Source organism: Ruminococcus flavefaciens AE3010 (assembly GCF_000526795.1).
Classification (GTDB): Bacteria; Bacillota; Clostridia; order Oscillospirales; family Ruminococcaceae; genus Ruminococcus; species Ruminococcus flavefaciens_D.
This window is the reverse complement of record NZ_JAGT01000001.1, coordinates 2,703,928-2,720,104: the sequence shown is the minus strand read 5'-3', so window position 1 is coordinate 2,720,104 and position 16,177 is coordinate 2,703,928. Positions and strand designations below refer to the sequence as shown.

Genomic DNA, 16,177 nt, shown 5'->3' with positions numbered 1-16,177 from the left:
TCGGCGCCCGTGAGCTTCGATGATATTGGCGCAGGCGGATAATATCCGCCCCTACACTACACACTCGCGGACGCGCAATGCGCGCCCCTACAAGCTAACGGCTAACAGCTAATATGACAGGCGTGTGAAAAAACGGAAAATTAACAGAAAAGACTTTACTTGCATGACCTTTTGTGCTACAATGTTGGTGTAAAGAAAGAAGGAGCGAGAGCTCCGAAATATACAAGGAGTGACATTATGAACTATAAAAGCTTTATCGCAGGTGCTATGGCTTTTGCACTGGCTGCCTGCGCGGCAGGCTGCGGAGATAAAAAGGACTCCGACAGCAAGCCTGACAGCAATAAAGAGACTACTGCTCCCGCAGAGACAACTGCCGAGCCTACCACAGAGGAGGCTGCCGAGCCCGAGCCGCCTAAGCCTGTAGAGGCAACAGACCCCAATGCGGTCACATTTGACGACGGCGTTTTTGATTTTGCATTTGCAAAGAATGACGACGACGACTGTGCAAAGGGTGAGCTTTCCGTTGTGGAGCTCATGGGCAACAAGATGCTGAAATTCACCGATGACAATACAGTTCCCCTAAAGGGCAAGGTCCAGAAAATAGGCATAAGCGCAACAAAGCTCCTGGGAAACGAGGGCGCAGCAAAGGTCCGCAGCATTGAGTTTGATATGTACGCTCAGGCTACAGCCGACCACCTCAAGACCGACGAAGCCGACGGAGTAAGAGCTCCCGGCTGGATAGGCGGAGGCGGCGGTACTGTCACCGCTCAGGAGAAGTGGTACGACTTCAAGGAATTCAGCGGCGGCGAGTACAACTTTGAGACCTCGGGCAATGTCCATGCGGTATTCAAGTTCCTCCTTGCTGACAGCGGACAGTGCTGGAGCGAGGAAATGGAGGACGCAAACTTCCTTATCATGCGCTGGGGCGTAGCCAATGAGTCGGATATGTTCATCGACAACATCGTGTTCTACGACGAGGATGGCAAGTCCATACCTCTTCTTAACCAGAAGTCAGATGCGGACAAGTTAAAGGAGTCCGCAAAGGAAAAGGCTTCGGAGGCTAAGGCTGAGTTCGACGAGGCAGTTGAAAATGCCAAGGCTGACGCTGAAAAGACCAAGGAAGAAATGAAAGCCGAAGCTGAAAAGACTAAGGAAGAGATGAAAGCCGAGTATGAAAAGGCTGTCTCTGACATGAAGTCTGATTTTGAAAAGGCAAAGAGCGAGATAGCAAACTCAGAGGAATACGAAAAGGTAAAGGCTGAGATAGAAAAAGCCGAGGAGCAGGTAAAAAATGATGCTGCCAAGGCTAAAGAGGCTATCGAAGAGGCTTCAAAGGCTATCGAAGAAGCAAAAAAGAATAATAAGTAATTATAAAGGCGAACCGCATGGTTCGCCTTTTTTGTAGGGGACGGCGTCCTCGACGTCCCGAAATAATCAGTCAAAATAAAATATCTCCTCGAACTTCTTATCAAGGGCGATGCAGAGTATCAGTGCCAGTTTGGCTGTGGGACTGAACTGCCCTGTCTCTATGGAGCTGATAGTATTACGGGACACGCCCACCATTTTCGCAAGCTCGTCCTGTGAGAGACGCTGCTCCCTGCGTATCTCTTTCAGGCGGTTTCGGAGTACAAGTGAATCGTCTATCATGTGCTCACCTCTTATAGTCCATAAGTGAAGTAATTTCACAGAATGCTAAAAATCCGAACCACAGCGCGAACCATACGGTGGCTGCAATTATGGGCAGCTTATGCTTCTTTTTGCTTGTGAAGCACCTGTACAGTCCCATAATAACAGGAGCGCTGAAAACAACTGTCATCAGTCCGATGTTGTACTCACCGTAAACATGCTTTTCCGCAAGAACGATAACACATGCGAAAATCACAACTGCTACAAGAGAAAAAACTGACATTTTTCTTATTTCTTCAATTTCGGGCAGATCCTGATTTTTGAATTCCTTCCTGCTTTTTTTGAGGATATCTTTTTTGTTCATGTGCTCTCACCGCCTTATGGTTTGAAGCCGAAAAGCTCGCATATTGCTATTGTAAAGAATATGAGAAATGTGAAAGCCGAGCTTGCCGCGCAGAAGATGTCAACTGCTTTTTTGCCCTTAATGGCTTTGTACAGGTGCATTGAGAATATCATAAAGCACTCCGTTGCTATAACAGCGAAATTTACTCGCCACGTAGCGATTATGGAAAGCAGAGTCCACAGGCAGGTAAATCCTATACTGCACATCAGAGCGAAAAAAGTGCTTTTTTTCATGCGGTCTATCTCGACGTAATCACGGTTCTTGTTTTCCTGACGGCTTTTTTCGAGTATCTCTTCTTTATTCATGATACAGTTACCTCCTTATGGCTTGAAGCCGAAAAGCTCGCATACAGCTATGAAAGACATAAGCAAAAACGTAGCTCCGCTAATGGCTGCACAGACAATATCCGCTGAATTTTTGCTCTTGACAGCTTTGTAAAGATGCATTGAAAACGTGATACAGAATTCCGTTGCGATAACGCCGATGTTCACGCGGCCTGTAGCGCAAAGCGACAGCATGGTGAATATTACGATAAAGCCCATACTGAAAACGATTGAGAACCTTGCGGCGCTTTTTGCCTTGTCAATCTCGGCAATGTCGCGGTTTTTATTTTCAAGTCTGCTTTTGGCGAGAATCTCTTCCTTATTCATATTGATACACCACCTTATTTTTCAAACAATTCCATTATTGCCACAAACGAGAACATAAGGAATGCTGCTCCCATAAGAAATGCACATACTATATGTTCGTTTTTTCTTGTTTTTATTGACTTGTGCAGATAAACTGCAAACATAACGCAGGTCTCCATAGCTGCAATGCTGCTGTTAAAGGGCTTATGAGCTATCATAGTAAGCGTTGAGAATATCAGGTAAAAGGCGAGACTGAATATTATAGCAAATCTTGAAGCGTCCTTTGTCTGAGATATTTCGGCAACATCGCGGTTCTTGTTTTCCTGTCTGCTTTTAGCAAGTATTTCTTCCTTGTTCATATTTGTACCTCCCATATCATGCAAAGTTTTATTGGCAATTTTTGACAAGTTTACTTGGTAATTGCATTATAGCACTGCCAAGTAAACTTGTCAAGACTTTGCAAAGCAAACTTGTCAAAATTGTGTAAATGCACAATTGGAGATAAGCAAAATAATGCTGATCGCACAATAATGTAGGGGCGGATATTATCCGCCCACGACAATTGTATTGTAACGCACGGGCGCCGAAACGGCGCCCCTACAGTCTTAGCTCTTAGTTTTTCTCGCGGTTCTGATAGATTATCTCCACGGTGTCGCGCATCATGTCAAAGGGACGAATCTTCGGCGATATCTTGACTGCCACATAGGACTTCCCTGCGCCGTTGAATGATATCCTGCCCTTGTACGCCTGCTGCAAGCCTATTATCTGCTCGGGCACAAGGTACTCCGTATAGAAGTACATAGCACCATTCTTCTGGGATATCTCAGTGATACCGAGGTGTGCTGCCTTGTTCCTCAGCAGTGATACGTCGATGAGTCCCACAACCGACTTGGGCGGCTCGCCGTAGCGGTCGATGAGCTCGTCGATGAGGTCGGTCTTGTCGCTGTCCTCGTTGACCAGCATTATCTTGCGGTACATATCTATTCGCTGATTGAGGCTGGAGATATACTTCTCGGGGATATGTGCGTCTATCTGGATATCCACAAGGCACTCGGGTACCTTCTCGGGCTGTATGCCCTTTTCCTCTGCAATAGCTTCGGAGAGGAGCTGCAAGTACATATCGTAGCCCACGGCTTCCATGTGTCCGTGCTGACGTCCGCCGAGAATACTTCCCGCACCTCTTATCTCAAGGTCGCGGAGGGCTATGCGGAAGCCGCTGCCGAACTGGGTGAACTCGCGCATGGCGTTAAGACGCTTTGTGGCAATCTCCGTCAGCACCTTGTCGCGCTGATAGGTGAAGTAGGCATAGCCGCGGCGGTTGGAACGTCCCACACGTCCGCGGAGCTGATAGAGCTGTGAAAGTCCGAATCGGTCGGAATCCTCAATAATTAGGGTATTGACGTTTGGTACGTCCACGCCTGTCTCTATGATTGTTGTGCACACAAGGATATCCACCTCATGCTCCACAAGCTGTTCCCATATGTCGGACATCTCGTCCTCGCTCATCTGACCGTGTGCAACGGCGATACGTGCATCGGGAAGCATTTCCTGCAAGCGTGAAGCGCAGGCGCGGATAGTCTCAACGCGGTTGTGGATATAGTAGACCTGACCGCCGCGGCGAAGCTCCCTGACGATAGCCTGAACCACCGTACCCATGTTGTACTCGATCACGTAGGTCTGGACGGGGTATCTGTCCTGCGGTGGCTCCTCGATGACGGACATGTCACGTATGCCGCTCATTGCCATGTTCAGAGTTCTGGGTATAGGCGTTGCGGAAAGCATGAGCACGTCAACTCCCGTAAAGCTCTCCTTGAACTTCTCCTTGTGAGCCACGCCGAAGCGCTGCTCCTCGTCGATTATGGCAAGTCCCAAGTCCTTGAACTCCACGGACTTCTGGATTATTTTATGCGTGCCGATTATGAGGTCGATGCGCCCCTGCTTCAGCTTCTTGATTATCTCCTGCTGCTGCTTTGGTGAACGGTATCTGCTGAGGAGCTCTATATTCACGGGGAAGTGCTCAAAGCGGCGGAGAGCGGTCTGGTAGTGCTGATAGGCAAGTACCGTGGTAGGCGCAAGTATAGCGCACTGCTTTCCCGAGAGCACACATTTCATGGCAGCTCTCAGTGCTACCTCGGTCTTGCCGAAGCCAACGTCGCCGCAGAGCAGCCGCTCCATAGGACGTGGACGCTCCATGTCAGCCTTTATCTCGGCTATGGAAGTGAGCTGGTCGTCGGTCTCCACATAGGGGAAACGCTCCTCGAAATCGTGCTGTATCTCGTCGTCGGGATAGAACGCAAAGCCAACGCTCTTTTCACGCTTTGCATAAAGGGCGATAAGCTCCTGTGCCATATCCTTTACGGCACGCTTTACGTTGCTGCGTGTCTTCTGCCACTCGCCCGAGCTGAGCTTGCTGAGCTTCACGCCGCTGTCGTCGCGGGGACCGATGTATTTCGACACCATATCCAGCTGAGTTACGGGGATATAGAGCTTATCCGTACCTGCGTACTGTATGGTGATGTAGTCCTTTGTGACGCCGTCCATTTCAAGCTTGCGTATGCCGATAAAGCGTCCGATACCGTGTCCCGAATGTACAACAAGGTCGCCCTCGGTGATATCCGCAAGGGAGCGAATCTCCTCGGCTTTGTTCTTCTTTTTGCGGCGCTTGCTGCGGACGGAATCCATTGAACGTCCCTGTGTAATGAGAACGGTCTTGTTCTCGGGGTACTCAAATCCGCCGCTGAAGCTGCCCGACATAAGCAGCACTCTGCCTGCAATGGGCTCAATGCCCTGAGAAGCAAGGTCGCAGGATATGCCGCTCTCGGTGATGTCCTGCTGTATTATGGGTAGGGTCTTGTCGCTGCCTGCCGCAAGTATCATGCGGTAGCCGCGGCGCTTGTATTCCTCCAGATCCTCGATGAGCTGCTTCATCTCGCCGCTCCAAGGTGCGGTCTGCATCGCCTCAAAGCTTACAAGTCTGCGGAAGTCTATACGGTCGCCGCCCTGCATGAAGCTGCTCATGTAGAGACATACACGCTTCTCGGCTCGGTGCTGCACCTCAGCCAGTTCAAGGACATAGCCGTCCAGTCCCTTGCAGAGCTGGCCGTCCTCCATGAGTATCTTTACGTCCTCGTTGTGACGGTTCATAACTCCTGCGGCAGTGTCCATAACGTCGGAATAATCACTGAAAAGCACAACTCCGTCAATATAATCGAAAACCGTTGAGGGCTCGCCGTAAACAAGAGGGTAGTACTTCACGCTGTGGGAGAGTATCTCCCCTGCCCTCAGCCTGTGAACATCGGCGCCAAGATGCTCGCGTACCTGCTCCATGCGCTTGCCGCGGACTTTCTTGCAGAGCTCCTCTATCTTGTCCGCAAGCTCCTCGTTGTCGTAGAGGACTTCTCCCGAGGGGTATATCTCCACCTTTTCAAGAGCGTCCGTGCGGCGCTGAGTGTCGGTCTCGAACTCGGATATGCTGTCTATCTCGTCGCCCCACAGCTCGATACGAACGGGCTTGTCGGACTGCACAGGGAATATGTCAAGGATAGAGCCGCGTATGGAGAACTGTGAAGCGCCCTCCACCTTTTCGCAGCGCTGATAGCCACACTTTGCAAGCGTAACCGCAAGCTCCGTTAGGTCAACTTCCTGTCCCTGTGTAAGCTCTATGCCTGCGGCGATAAGGACTCCCACAGGGATAACGGGCTGCATGACAGCCTCGATACTTGCGCAGATAACGCTGCAGCGACTTTTAGCCGCCTTTATGAGGGCGGCTATACGCATATGCTCGTATTCGTGGTTGGTACTGTCAACAGGAGTGAATACCAGCTCCTTTGAGGGGAAAAGCACAGCCTCCTCGCTGCCCGACATCATGTTGATGTCGTCGCTGAGCTTCTTAGCTTCCGCCTCCGAACCCGTGATGACAAGATTTATCTTTCCGCCGCTGAGGGCGTTTATGAGCTGCGCCCTGTGTATATGGGAAATACCCGTCACCGAGACGGGTGAGATATTTTTGTCAACAGCCTCCCGCAGACTTTTAAAGCCTGCAAGCTCGCTGAATAGTTGTTTAAAAAGTTCCATTTGCTTCTCCGTAAGAATCAGGAATTATACTTGTTCATGGCTTCGTCGGTCTTGTCCTGAACCATGAGCTTTATGCACTCGCAGGCGTTCTTCACGGACTCAGCCATTTTCTCCGAGTCCTCCTTGCCGAACTTGCCAAGCACCCATTTTGCTAAGTCGTAGTCGGGGTGAGGCTTCTTGCCGACGCCCATTTTTATGCGGGGAAAGTCGTCCCTTCCCGTCAGCTCACATATGCTGCGGAGACCATTGTGTCCGCCGTGGCTGCCCTTGCGGCGTATGCGGAGCTTTCCGCAGTCAAGGGATATATCGTCACATACGACTATTAGATTAGCCGCATCTATCTTGTAGAACTCCAGAGCCTGCACTATGGCTTCGCCGCTGTTGTTCATATAGGTGGTGGGCTGCAGCAGCAGGCAGCGCTTGCCCTCGATAGTGACCTCGGCAGTCTTGCCCTTGAACTTCAGGCGGTCTATCTTCTCGCCAAGCTGCTCCGCCAGCTCATCAAGCACCATGAAGCCTGCATTGTGGCGTGTGTTCTCGTATTCAAGTCCGGGATTGCCAAGACCTGCTATAACATATTCTATTTTACCTCTTGCCGCGTTAGAATTTGCGGCGATCCTGTCGAATACATCAAAAATGCTCATTTTATTTCTCCTTATGCCTATATTGTTGCTTTAACCAATGAACGGGATTCCAAAGGGTTCACAACCCTTTGGTCAGGTCAAGGGTTACTCCCCACAGGGTGGGGAGATGTCGCAATGCGACAGAGGGGACGGACCCGATTAGGGGGACAGCCCTTGCGGGGTTCGGGGCAGCGCCCCGAATACGACAGGCGCTCCGCAAAGGGTGAATTCAAAAACAGTCCAGTGGACTGTTTTTGAGAGGGTGACTCCCCACGGTGTGGGGAGATGTCGCGTAGCGACAGAGGGGACGGGCACGATTAGTGCCGCCCTGCAAGTGAGAGCGTTCCCTTTCTGGGCGGATAATATCCGCCCCTACAAGTTAGTCCGTTAATCTAAGCCCGTAAGTGTCTCCACAAGCTCAATGCCGATTTTTTCCGCAAACCGCATGCCCATTTCCATTGCTGCATGGTCGCACAGCGACTGCGGCAGATGTGCGTCACAGCCGATTATCGCCTTGTTCCCCACCTTTTTCGCAATGCGGAAAAAGCGCTCCGACGGGTAGTGTCTGCCCCCTGTCATGCCGAGCAGATTTATCTCCACGGGGATATTTTTTGATCTAAGGTACTCGCAGAGCCTCGTGTAGTGCTCCTCATAAAGCTCCGCATCTCCTGTGAAATCCAGCAGATCGGGGTGAGCGAGATAACGGTATCTCCCCGACTCCATGCCCTCGATTATGCGGTCAACGTACTTCACCAGTATCCTCTCGTCAGCAGTGGGAACTCCCATATAAACGCCGCAGGTCTCGGGATCGTTGAAGTGCTGTCCCATTATCATATAGTCAAGGGGATAGTCTGCAAGAAGCCTGTCCTGCGCTTCAACAAGCTGTGGTATATACTCCGCTTCAAAGCCGATATAGAGCTTTATATCGCCGGCGTACTCCTTTTTCAGTGCGGTCAGGGAGCTGAAATAGCCCTCCACCTCTGCGGGAGTCATTCTTATCTGTGAAACATAGCCGTCCTCAAACACCCACGGGCAGTGGTCCGCAAAGCCGAGCACCTTGAAGCCGCCCTCAATGGCGCTTTCCACGAATTCTCTGTCCTTTCCCCGTGCGTGACCGCAGCGGCTTGTGTGAGTATGATAATTTGCCAACATATGCAGCTATCCTTTCAAAGTATTGCTCCACCAATTAAGCATTGCCAAAAAGACGAAGACAGAAAGGAAATTTATCAAGGAAGGAAAACGCAGGAATGCTCTCGCATTTCAAGTTTTTCTGACGCAGAGAAATTTACTTTATGCCAAGGATTGGTTGGCAAGGTTTAGTTGGGGGAGCAATTAGATTATACCACTTTCCGCAAAAAAATTCAAGTCGGATCCAGCGCATATCAGGTTGACATCTTTTCGGCGTTATATTATAATTGAGATATATAAATGCTTATGTAGGGGCGGCGTTTCGCCGCCCGTTAGGGAACGCCTTCACTTGCAAGGCGGCACTAATCGTGCCCGTCCCCTCTGTCGCTACGCGACATCTCCCCACACCGTGGGGAGTCACCCTCTCAAAAACAGTCCACTGGACTGTTTTTGAATTCACCCTTTGCGAAGCGCCAGCCGTATTCGGGGCGCTGCCCCGAACCCCGCAAGGGCTGTCCCCCTAATCGGGTCCGTCCCCTCTGTCGCGTTGCGACATCTCCCCACCCTGTGGGGAGTAACCCTTGACCTGACCATAGGAACACAGTCCCTTTGGAATCCCATTCATGGGCTCGGCAAGTAATTTCGACAAATCATTTTTTGTTTAGATTTGGAGCTTTAATATGGAAAATATATTCTCCGTAAAACTTGGCAGGGCGCAGTGCGCCGCTGATTTAGGCGACGGCAGTGAGCGCGGCGAGTATGTCCCTCAGGACTACATACTGCAAAAGCTTGGCAGACCTCACCGTGCTGTAAGCCTTATGTACTGCTACTATCCGCTGGACAAGGAGTTCCCCGCGCGTATTTCAGAGGTGCCCGACATGCCCAAGGCTCGCTTCCAGTGGGACTACCCCTACGACGACTACTTCCCCTATCTGGGCGGTCTGAACGGCAGTACCGACGGCGAGCCCTTTGCTTCTATGCGCGATATACGCCGCCACGGTCAGGACGTTATCCTGACCCTGACCATCGACCCCTTTGTGTCCGACGACCACCTCGCCGCTATCGGTGACGACCTCCGCCCATTCGGCAGGCTCTTTCTGCGCATAAATCACGAGGCTACGGGCAACTGGTTCGAGTTCAACAAGCGTGCCACCTATCAGCAGGTTGCGGACTTCTACTGCCGCGCCGTTCACATCATAAAGGAGCATGCCCCCAATGTGCTGACTATACTTTGCATAGGCGGCGTGGAAGACCTCAGCTCCGAAGAAATGGTCAGGGAAAAGGAGTTCGCTCAGGCTGTCCGCGAGACCGATATATGGTCGGTGGACAAGTACATCTCCCTCCACTGGGGACACCCATTTGACATTGCTGAGACGGGCGGAAACTCTCATCAGCGAACCTCGGTACGTGATATCTTTGAAATGATAAAGCGAAGCTATGAGCGCTTCCTCTGCCTTAACGGCGGCGTTCCCAAACCCATGCTCGTATCGGAGCTGAACTCCGACGGCAATGTGGTGGGAGCTTTCGGACAGGCTGAGGACATACGCCGCTTCTACGACATGATAGATTCGGAAAATGCAGACTGGCTCAGTGGTGTGACATTTTATCAGTTCCGCGACCGCGGCAGGCTGGGACTTGAGATACAGGACGTGAACCGCTGCGATACAGGCGTTGAGCAGCCTGTTCTCGGCGTATACAGAGAGATAATAAACCGTCCCCGATTCATGCCGACCATGGCTGCAGGCGGCGAGGTATCCCTCCCTGTGAAGCTTCGCTGGGGCAGCTCCGAGGACGCTGAGGGCATTGCCATACCTCTGCATTTTGACGCTCAGCCCTGCTTCTGCGAGCTGTACTTCGAGGACGATTCAAACCTTATGATAGAGCTTAACGGACGGTGGTTCTACAAGTCACCCGAAGCAAGCTTCATCGACCTTATGCCTGCATTTTATAAGCGCAGGATAAGTACTCCCGCAGATATGGAGCTGAGGATATTCGCTCCACCTGCAACAGGCGAGAACGACCTGTCACAGCCCGACGGTATGTTCAATTATTATTATACACTGGAAAAGCTTCCGACTATACGGATAAGAACCTCTCCTGCCGAACCGTGCAGGGACTAAACATAAAGGAGAAAATTATGAAAACATCAGTTGTTATAGTTTGCGCAGGAAACTCCACCAGAATGGGCGGAGTAAACAAGATACTGCTCCCTCTTGGCGAGCGCAAGGTCATAGGCGTTACCATGCAGGCTTTTCAGTCCTGCGAGAGCGTCAGCGAGATAATCATCGTTGCCCGTGAGGACGATATCCCTGCTATTCAGGCAGAAGCGGAAGCCGCAGGCATAACCAAGCTCGCTGCCTGCACCATAGGCGGCTCTACCCGTCAGGAGAGCGTTTTCAACGGAGTCCGCAAAATATCCAAGGACACAGAGCTGGTAGCGATACACGACGGAGCTCGTCCCCTCGTAAAGCCCGAGCACATCGAAAAGGTCATCAAGGACGCTTCCGTATTCGGCGGCGCGACTTTGGGCGTTCCCGTAAAGGACACTATCAAGACCGTTGACGGCGGTCTTATAATCGACACTCCGCCGAGGAGCTCCCTTTACATCACTCAGACCCCTCAGATATTCAAGCGCAGGCTTTACTTTGAGGGCATCGACTTTGCTCTTGAGCACGGCCTTGACTTCACCGACGACTGCCAGCTTGTAGAAGCTATCGGCGGCAAGGTTGCCATGACCGTAGGCGACTACACCAATATAAAGATAACCACTCCCGAGGATATCGCCATTGCAGAAGTCCTTCTTCAAAGTTGAGAGTTTAGAATTGAGAGTTGAAAGTTGTGGTGTCGCCTGCGGCGACACTATTCAAATAATGTGAGCGAAGCGAACACATTAACTCTTCACTCTCAACTAAAAATTTTTTTCAAAGAAAAAAATTTTTTCTCCCCCTGCACAATTCCCGCTTTCCCATGTGTGTTATATGTGAAAGGAGGTCACAGCAATGAACAACGATACTACAGCATTATATGCTTTCAAAAAATACGGAAATACAGTTCTGCGCGCTGCTTTCGCGTTCAGCGGCAGCTACGCCGAGGCAGAGGACATCGTTCAGGACGTTTTCCTTTCATTACACACCGACCGGCGCACCTTCAACGACGACGAACACCTTAAAGCGTGGCTCCTGCGTGTCACTATCAACAAATGCAAGAATCTGCGGAGAAGCTTCCGCTTCAGCAGGACCTGCTCCATTGACGAACTCGAAGGCTCTGAGGTCATATGCGAAATGGATACTGCAAGCCGTGAGCTCCGACAGCAGATAGCTGCTCTGCCGAAGAAATATGCAGAGGTGATATTCCTGCATTACTATGAGGGCTACAGTATCAAGGAGATCGCTGCGATCACAGAGAAAAATGAAAACACCGTGGGTTCGCTGCTCAGGCGCGGACGCGAAAAGCTCAAAGCTGAACTCAGCAAGGAAGAGGAGGGAGATCTATGCCAAGTAAAGATTATAAAGACGCTCTGAACGACCTGCGTCTCAGCTCGGAATTCTGCGCAAAAATGGAGAAAAAGCTTTCAGAGTCTTCTTTCACCGACGATGAATATGAGGAAGTCGAAAACCACGTTGAGGTCGTAGAGACCAAGGGCTTCAAGAAGTACATCGCAGCAGCTGCCGTTATCGCTGTTATAGGTGCTGTTGGAAGCGGCGGATATCTGCGCATAAAGAACGACTTCGACTCAAAGGAACAGTACGGTATCGATTCCGAGATCGAAGAGGAGTCCGAAGTTAATGAAAGCTATGGAAAGATATTTGAATTTCCGTTCGGCTCAATAGATCTTGAAGGTCTGCTTTTCATTTACAGCGCTCCGAATTGCACCACCGAGATCTCTGCTACGGCTTCGGCAGAAACAGCCGATAAGCTTATGAATGTTCTGTCTCAGATCGATTGGGAAAGCTCCACAAGTATCTACGATCCGCTGATCGTAAACGACGAAACATCAGATATCAATGTCGGCAGTATGGGCATGCTCGGCTGTGATGCCATAAACTTCACTTATTACAAGGACGGCAGACAGATCACTGTTTATTTTTACAGCAGCGGTGATATAACAGCATTTCTGGACTCTTCCCGCAGCACCGTATTAAGGTATTCCATGACCTCTGAGCAGTTCGGCGAGATAAAGCATATACTCTTTGGTGATGAAACTATCATGCCTGATTTTGTAGGCATAAGGGCTGACTTTAACGGCGTCCGCTACAGCATGAAAAACAAATCGGGCAATGTCAGCGAAGATCAGGCTCTGCTTATATCATCATGCCTGAGCAGCAGCTTCTGGTATACCGATAACGAGTCCTATGAATGCTCCGACGAGGACGCCATAACATTTGCCATAACATTTTATCTCAGTGATGAAGACGGCGACTACAAGGTCGATCTTTACCCGTCGGGTATTGCGTTTGTTTCGACAATTGACAGCGAAAGCGGAAAGTCTCTGCAAAAGACCTATCATTTTTCTCCCTACAACTACTCTGACGTAGAAAAGATACTGAACGGTCTGCAGGACAATATTACCTGCCCCGTTGATCTGAGCTGTACGGGCGGAACTCTCATCAAATATGTAAACAAGAGTGAATGCACCTGCTATGATATTGGCAAATATGAGCTGGAGAGCTGGCAGAAGGTCCTTAACGCAGGCAGCTGGCATTCGGAACTGTCCACTGCAATGACGCAGAATTTAACTAAAACCACTGAGTCGATCATCATTAAGAACAATAATGCCATGTTATATATCTGCGACAACGGAACAGTAATATATGGTGATCTGAAAAAATCAAGCTTTCTCCCCGAAGTGTACAGTATAGATGATTTCGCGCCGCTGACAGAAGAAATGAAAGAGATGAGCAGCAAGATGACACCTCTCACTGACGACGAGCTTGTTAAAATGGAGCTCAACTCCTCACTGAACAATAATGATAAAGTCGACATATTGTCGGAATCTTTGAATAACGACTGGGAATCGACCCATATGTCAGACTCGGCCCACGACATTTCATCGGATGCTATAAGAGAAATATTTGAAAACACAGAATGGGAAAAGTCTGAAAAATTCTCGATGCCTGATATAAGCTCCGATGAGCAGGTTCGCTCCTTTGGATATTTTTCTGTTGTCATCACCGCCGATGACCCCAATGTAAAGGTATACACAATAAACAGTCACAGTGCGACGACTTCATTCGTATTCACCAATCAGGGCTTATACTCGGATTCAGAAACATCATGTGTATACAGATGCAAGGATCCCGAAAAGCTGGTCGAACAGATCGAAGAACTGATAAGTCAGAAAAAACATCAAAACTGAGATCTCAATAAATGATATAGTGAAATAGAAAAACTCCGCTTCACAGCGGAGTTTTTTGATGTCAATGACTTTTGTTTATTAAGGGACGCCCTCACTTGCAGAGCGCTTTATAACTGTGGGGCTTCGCCCCACACCCTACAAGGGCTGTCCCCCTAATCGGGTCCGTCCCCTCTGTCGCGTTGCGACATCTCCCCACCCTGTGGGGAGTAACCCTTGACCTGACCAAAGGGAGTATACTCCCTTTGGAATCCCAAGCATAGATTCAGCAATTTATATGCGTCATTCTACCTTATCTTTGAGCCTACAGGGATACTGTCGTCAACGAATATCACCTTTACTCCGTCGGGAGTATCTGCGGCACATATCATGCCGTTGCTGTCAACACCTCTCAGCTTTACAGGCTTTAAGTTTGCAATGAGCTGAAGCTTCTTTCCGATAAGGTCCTCGGGAGTATAGTACTGTGCTATACCCGATACCACCTGACGTCCGCCCATGCCGTCGTCAAGCTGCAAGCAGAGGAGCTTGTCTGACTTCTTCACCTTTTCGCAGGCAACTACCTTTGCAACTCTTATCTCTACCTTTGCAAAGTCATCAATGGTTATCTCGGGTTTGAGTTCTATCTTCTCGGTCTCGGCAGCAGCCTCGCCCTTTTCCTCTGAGGACAGCTTTGCCTTTGCCTCTTCCATGTTCTTTGTGAGGATAGCATTGAGCTCCTCTATCTCCTTGTCAACGTCGATTCTCGGGAAGAGTATCTCGCCCTTGTGAACTGTTACGTTTGCAGGAAGTACGCCGAACTTGCTGAGCTTTTCGTACTCAACATCTGCTGCGGAAGCGCCTATCTGCTCCCATACCTTTGGCATTGTGGAGGGCATGAACGGTGCAAGAAGCGCAGATGTAACACGGATAGCTTCAAGGAGATTATAGAGAACTGCTGCAAGACGGGCTTTCTTTGTCTCGTCCTTGCCCAGCTTCCACGGCTCGGTCTCATCGATGTACTTGTTAGCGCGGTCGACTACCTTGAATATCTCTTCAAGCACCTGCTTCAGCTTGGTCTCGTCGATGTACTTGTCAGTCTCAGCGCAGAGCCCTGTAACTGTTGCCTCAAACTCGTCGTCGATAGCCTCGCGCTCCCTGTCTGTGGGGAGAGTTCCGCCGAAGTACTTGTCAGCCATTGCAACGGTACGTGAAACAAGGTTTCCGAAGCCGTTGGCAAGGTCAGAGTTTATACGGTTTATCATTATTTCGTTGGAGAATAAGCTGTCTGCTCCCAGAGCCATCTCACGGAGGATATGGTATCTTATGGAGTCGCAGCCGTAGCGCTCGCCAAGCACGAAGGGGTCAACAACGTTGCCCAGTGACTTGGACATCTTAACGCTCTCGCCGCCCTTGCTCTGCATGGTGATATAGCCGTGTACTGCAAGGTGCTTAGGCAGTGGGAGCTCCAGAGCCATGAGCATTGCAGGCCAGATGATAGCGTGGAAACGCATGATATCCTTTGCTACCATGTGAACATCGGCAGGCCAGTACTTCTCATAGTCGCTGTGTGCGGAGTTCTCATAGCCGAGAGCTGTGATATAGTTTGAAAGGGCATCGATCCACACGTATACAACGTGCTTGTCGTCGAATGATACGGGTACGCCCCACTTGAATGTGGTTCTTGATACGCAGAGGTCCTCCAGACCGGGCTTGATGAAGTTGTTTACCAGCTCAACAGCTCTTGTCTTTGGACGGAGATAGTCAGTTTCAAGGAGAAGCTTCTCGATACGCTCTGCAAATGGTGACATCTTGAAGAAGTATGCCTCTTCCTTGGCGTACTTGACGGGTCTGTGACATTCGGGACAGCAGCCGTTCTCGTCAAGCTGAGAGTCTGTCCAGAAGCTCTCACAGGGAGTGCAGTACTTGCCCGAGTACTCGCCCTTGTAGATATAGCCCTTGTCGTAGAGAGCCTTGAATATCTTCTGTACCGCCTCTACGTGGTAGTCGTCGGTGGTACGGATATATCTGTCGTATGAGATGTTCATATATTTCCACAGGTTCTTGAACCTGTCAACGATGACGTCAACGTACTCCTTGGGAGTTACGCCCTGCTCGGCAGCCTTCTGCTCAATTTTGAGACCGTGCTCGTCAGTGCCTGTGAGGAACATTACGTCATAGCCCTGCATTCGCTTATAACGGGCGATAGAATCGCAGGCAACTGTTGTATAGCAGTGACCTATGTGGGGATTGCCCGATGGATAATAAATCGGCGTTGTGATGTAAAAGGGTTTCTTTGACATAAAAATCGCTCCAATCTGAGTGTAAAGATTCCGTTTCCGAATGAAAGAAACGGTTATCTTAT

General features: G+C 50.0%; 14 protein-coding genes. 5 read left to right on the top strand and 9 right to left on the bottom strand.

Annotated features, from left to right (window positions below):
- Positions 1-237: 237 nt before the first annotated feature.
- Positions 238-1,368 carry an ATP synthase F0 subunit B gene (locus N774_RS0111975; protein ID WP_024861473.1) on the top strand — a complete coding sequence of 377 codons (1,131 nt, stop codon included), beginning with the start codon at positions 238-240 and terminating at the stop codon, positions 1,366-1,368.
- A 66-nt stretch (positions 1,369-1,434) separates the two neighbouring features.
- On the opposite strand, the gene N774_RS0111970 is transcribed toward N774_RS0111975, so the two are convergent.
- From N774_RS0111970 to N774_RS0111935, 8 genes are all read right to left on the bottom strand, one after another.
- Positions 1,435-1,647: a helix-turn-helix transcriptional regulator gene (locus tag N774_RS0111970; RefSeq protein WP_431767935.1), complete on the bottom strand. Its 213-nt coding sequence runs from the start codon at positions 1,645-1,647 to the stop codon at positions 1,435-1,437.
- 4 nt (positions 1,648-1,651) lie between these two features.
- Entirely contained in the window at positions 1,652-1,990 is a 339-nt protein-coding gene (locus N774_RS0111965) for a DUF6442 family protein (RefSeq protein WP_024861471.1), read from the bottom strand.
- A 14-nt stretch (positions 1,991-2,004) separates the two neighbouring features.
- On the bottom strand, positions 2,005-2,334 hold the full coding sequence (locus N774_RS0111960; RefSeq protein WP_024861470.1) for a DUF6442 family protein: 330 nt from the start codon (positions 2,332-2,334) through the stop codon (positions 2,005-2,007).
- Between the two features lie 15 nt (positions 2,335-2,349).
- Positions 2,350-2,679: a DUF6442 family protein gene (locus tag N774_RS0111955; protein ID WP_024861469.1), complete on the bottom strand. Its 330-nt coding sequence runs from the start codon at positions 2,677-2,679 to the stop codon at positions 2,350-2,352.
- A gap of 14 nt (positions 2,680-2,693) precedes the next feature.
- Positions 2,694-3,017 carry a DUF6442 family protein gene (locus N774_RS0111950; RefSeq protein ID WP_024861468.1) on the bottom strand — a complete coding sequence of 108 codons (324 nt, stop codon included), beginning with the start codon at positions 3,015-3,017 and terminating at the stop codon, positions 2,694-2,696.
- 253 nt (positions 3,018-3,270) lie between these two features.
- Complete coding sequence (gene mfd / locus N774_RS0111945; protein WP_024861467.1) at positions 3,271-6,732, bottom strand: transcription-repair coupling factor; 3,462 nt, start codon at positions 6,730-6,732, stop codon at positions 3,271-3,273.
- Positions 6,733-6,749: 17 nt separating this feature from the next.
- Positions 6,750-7,376, bottom strand: coding sequence for an aminoacyl-tRNA hydrolase (gene pth / locus N774_RS0111940; RefSeq protein ID WP_024861466.1), 627 nt, complete (start codon positions 7,374-7,376; stop codon positions 6,750-6,752).
- Positions 7,377-7,742: 366 nt separating this feature from the next.
- Positions 7,743-8,507: a histidinol-phosphatase gene (locus tag N774_RS0111935; RefSeq protein WP_024861465.1), complete on the bottom strand. Its 765-nt coding sequence runs from the start codon at positions 8,505-8,507 to the stop codon at positions 7,743-7,745.
- 656 nt (positions 8,508-9,163) lie between these two features.
- On the opposite strand from N774_RS0111935, the gene N774_RS0111930 reads away from it, so the two are divergent.
- From N774_RS0111930 to N774_RS0111915, 4 genes are all read left to right on the top strand, one after another.
- Positions 9,164-10,603 (top strand): hypothetical protein, encoded by a 1,440-nt coding sequence (locus N774_RS0111930; protein ID WP_024861464.1) that lies wholly within the window; start codon positions 9,164-9,166, stop codon positions 10,601-10,603.
- Between the two features lie 17 nt (positions 10,604-10,620).
- Positions 10,621-11,295: a 2-C-methyl-D-erythritol 4-phosphate cytidylyltransferase gene (gene ispD / locus N774_RS0111925; protein WP_024861463.1), complete on the top strand. Its 675-nt coding sequence runs from the start codon at positions 10,621-10,623 to the stop codon at positions 11,293-11,295.
- 187 nt (positions 11,296-11,482) lie between these two features.
- On the top strand, positions 11,483-12,004 hold the full coding sequence (locus tag N774_RS0111920; RefSeq protein WP_024861462.1) for an RNA polymerase sigma factor: 522 nt from the start codon (positions 11,483-11,485) through the stop codon (positions 12,002-12,004).
- Complete coding sequence (locus N774_RS0111915) at positions 11,974-13,839, top strand: hypothetical protein (protein WP_024861461.1); 1,866 nt, start codon at positions 11,974-11,976, stop codon at positions 13,837-13,839. The genes N774_RS0111920 and N774_RS0111915 overlap by 31 nt, the downstream gene beginning before the upstream one ends.
- 284 nt (positions 13,840-14,123) lie before the next feature.
- On the opposite strand, the gene metG is transcribed toward N774_RS0111915, so the two are convergent.
- A complete protein-coding gene (gene metG / locus N774_RS0111910) occupies positions 14,124-16,115 on the bottom strand; it encodes a methionine--tRNA ligase (RefSeq protein WP_024861460.1) in 1,992 nt (663 codons plus the stop codon).
- Between the last annotated feature and the right edge of the window lie 62 nt (positions 16,116-16,177).

Bases quoted from the DNA above. Each gene is read 5' to 3' on its own strand.
- mfd (WP_024861467.1), bottom strand. From the start codon at position 6,732: ATGGAACTTTTTAAACAACTATTCAGCGAGCTTGCAGGCTTTAAAAGT.
- N774_RS0111935 (WP_024861465.1), bottom strand. From the start codon at position 8,507: ATGTTGGCAAATTATCATACTCACACAAGCCGCTGCGGTCACGCACGG.
- metG (WP_024861460.1), bottom strand. From the start codon at position 16,115: ATGTCAAAGAAACCCTTTTACATCACAACGCCGATTTATTATCCATCG.
- N774_RS0111960 (WP_024861470.1), bottom strand. From the start codon at position 2,334: ATGAATAAAGAAGAGATACTCGAAAAAAGCCGTCAGGAAAACAAGAAC.
- ispD (WP_024861463.1), top strand. From the start codon at position 10,621: ATGAAAACATCAGTTGTTATAGTTTGCGCAGGAAACTCCACCAGAATG.
- N774_RS0111965 (WP_024861471.1), bottom strand. From the start codon at position 1,990: ATGAACAAAAAAGATATCCTCAAAAAAAGCAGGAAGGAATTCAAAAAT.
- N774_RS0111920 (WP_024861462.1), top strand. From the start codon at position 11,483: ATGAACAACGATACTACAGCATTATATGCTTTCAAAAAATACGGAAAT.
- N774_RS0111970 (WP_431767935.1), bottom strand. From the start codon at position 1,647: ATGATAGACGATTCACTTGTACTCCGAAACCGCCTGAAAGAGATACGC.
- N774_RS0111955 (WP_024861469.1), bottom strand. From the start codon at position 2,679: ATGAATAAGGAAGAGATTCTCGCCAAAAGCAGACTTGAAAATAAAAAC.
- N774_RS0111950 (WP_024861468.1), bottom strand. From the start codon at position 3,017: ATGAACAAGGAAGAAATACTTGCTAAAAGCAGACAGGAAAACAAGAAC.
- N774_RS0111930 (WP_024861464.1), top strand. From the start codon at position 9,164: ATGGAAAATATATTCTCCGTAAAACTTGGCAGGGCGCAGTGCGCCGCT.
- N774_RS0111915 (WP_024861461.1), top strand. From the start codon at position 11,974: ATGCCAAGTAAAGATTATAAAGACGCTCTGAACGACCTGCGTCTCAGC.
- N774_RS0111975 (WP_024861473.1), top strand. From the start codon at position 238: ATGAACTATAAAAGCTTTATCGCAGGTGCTATGGCTTTTGCACTGGCT.
- pth (WP_024861466.1), bottom strand. From the start codon at position 7,376: ATGAGCATTTTTGATGTATTCGACAGGATCGCCGCAAATTCTAACGCG.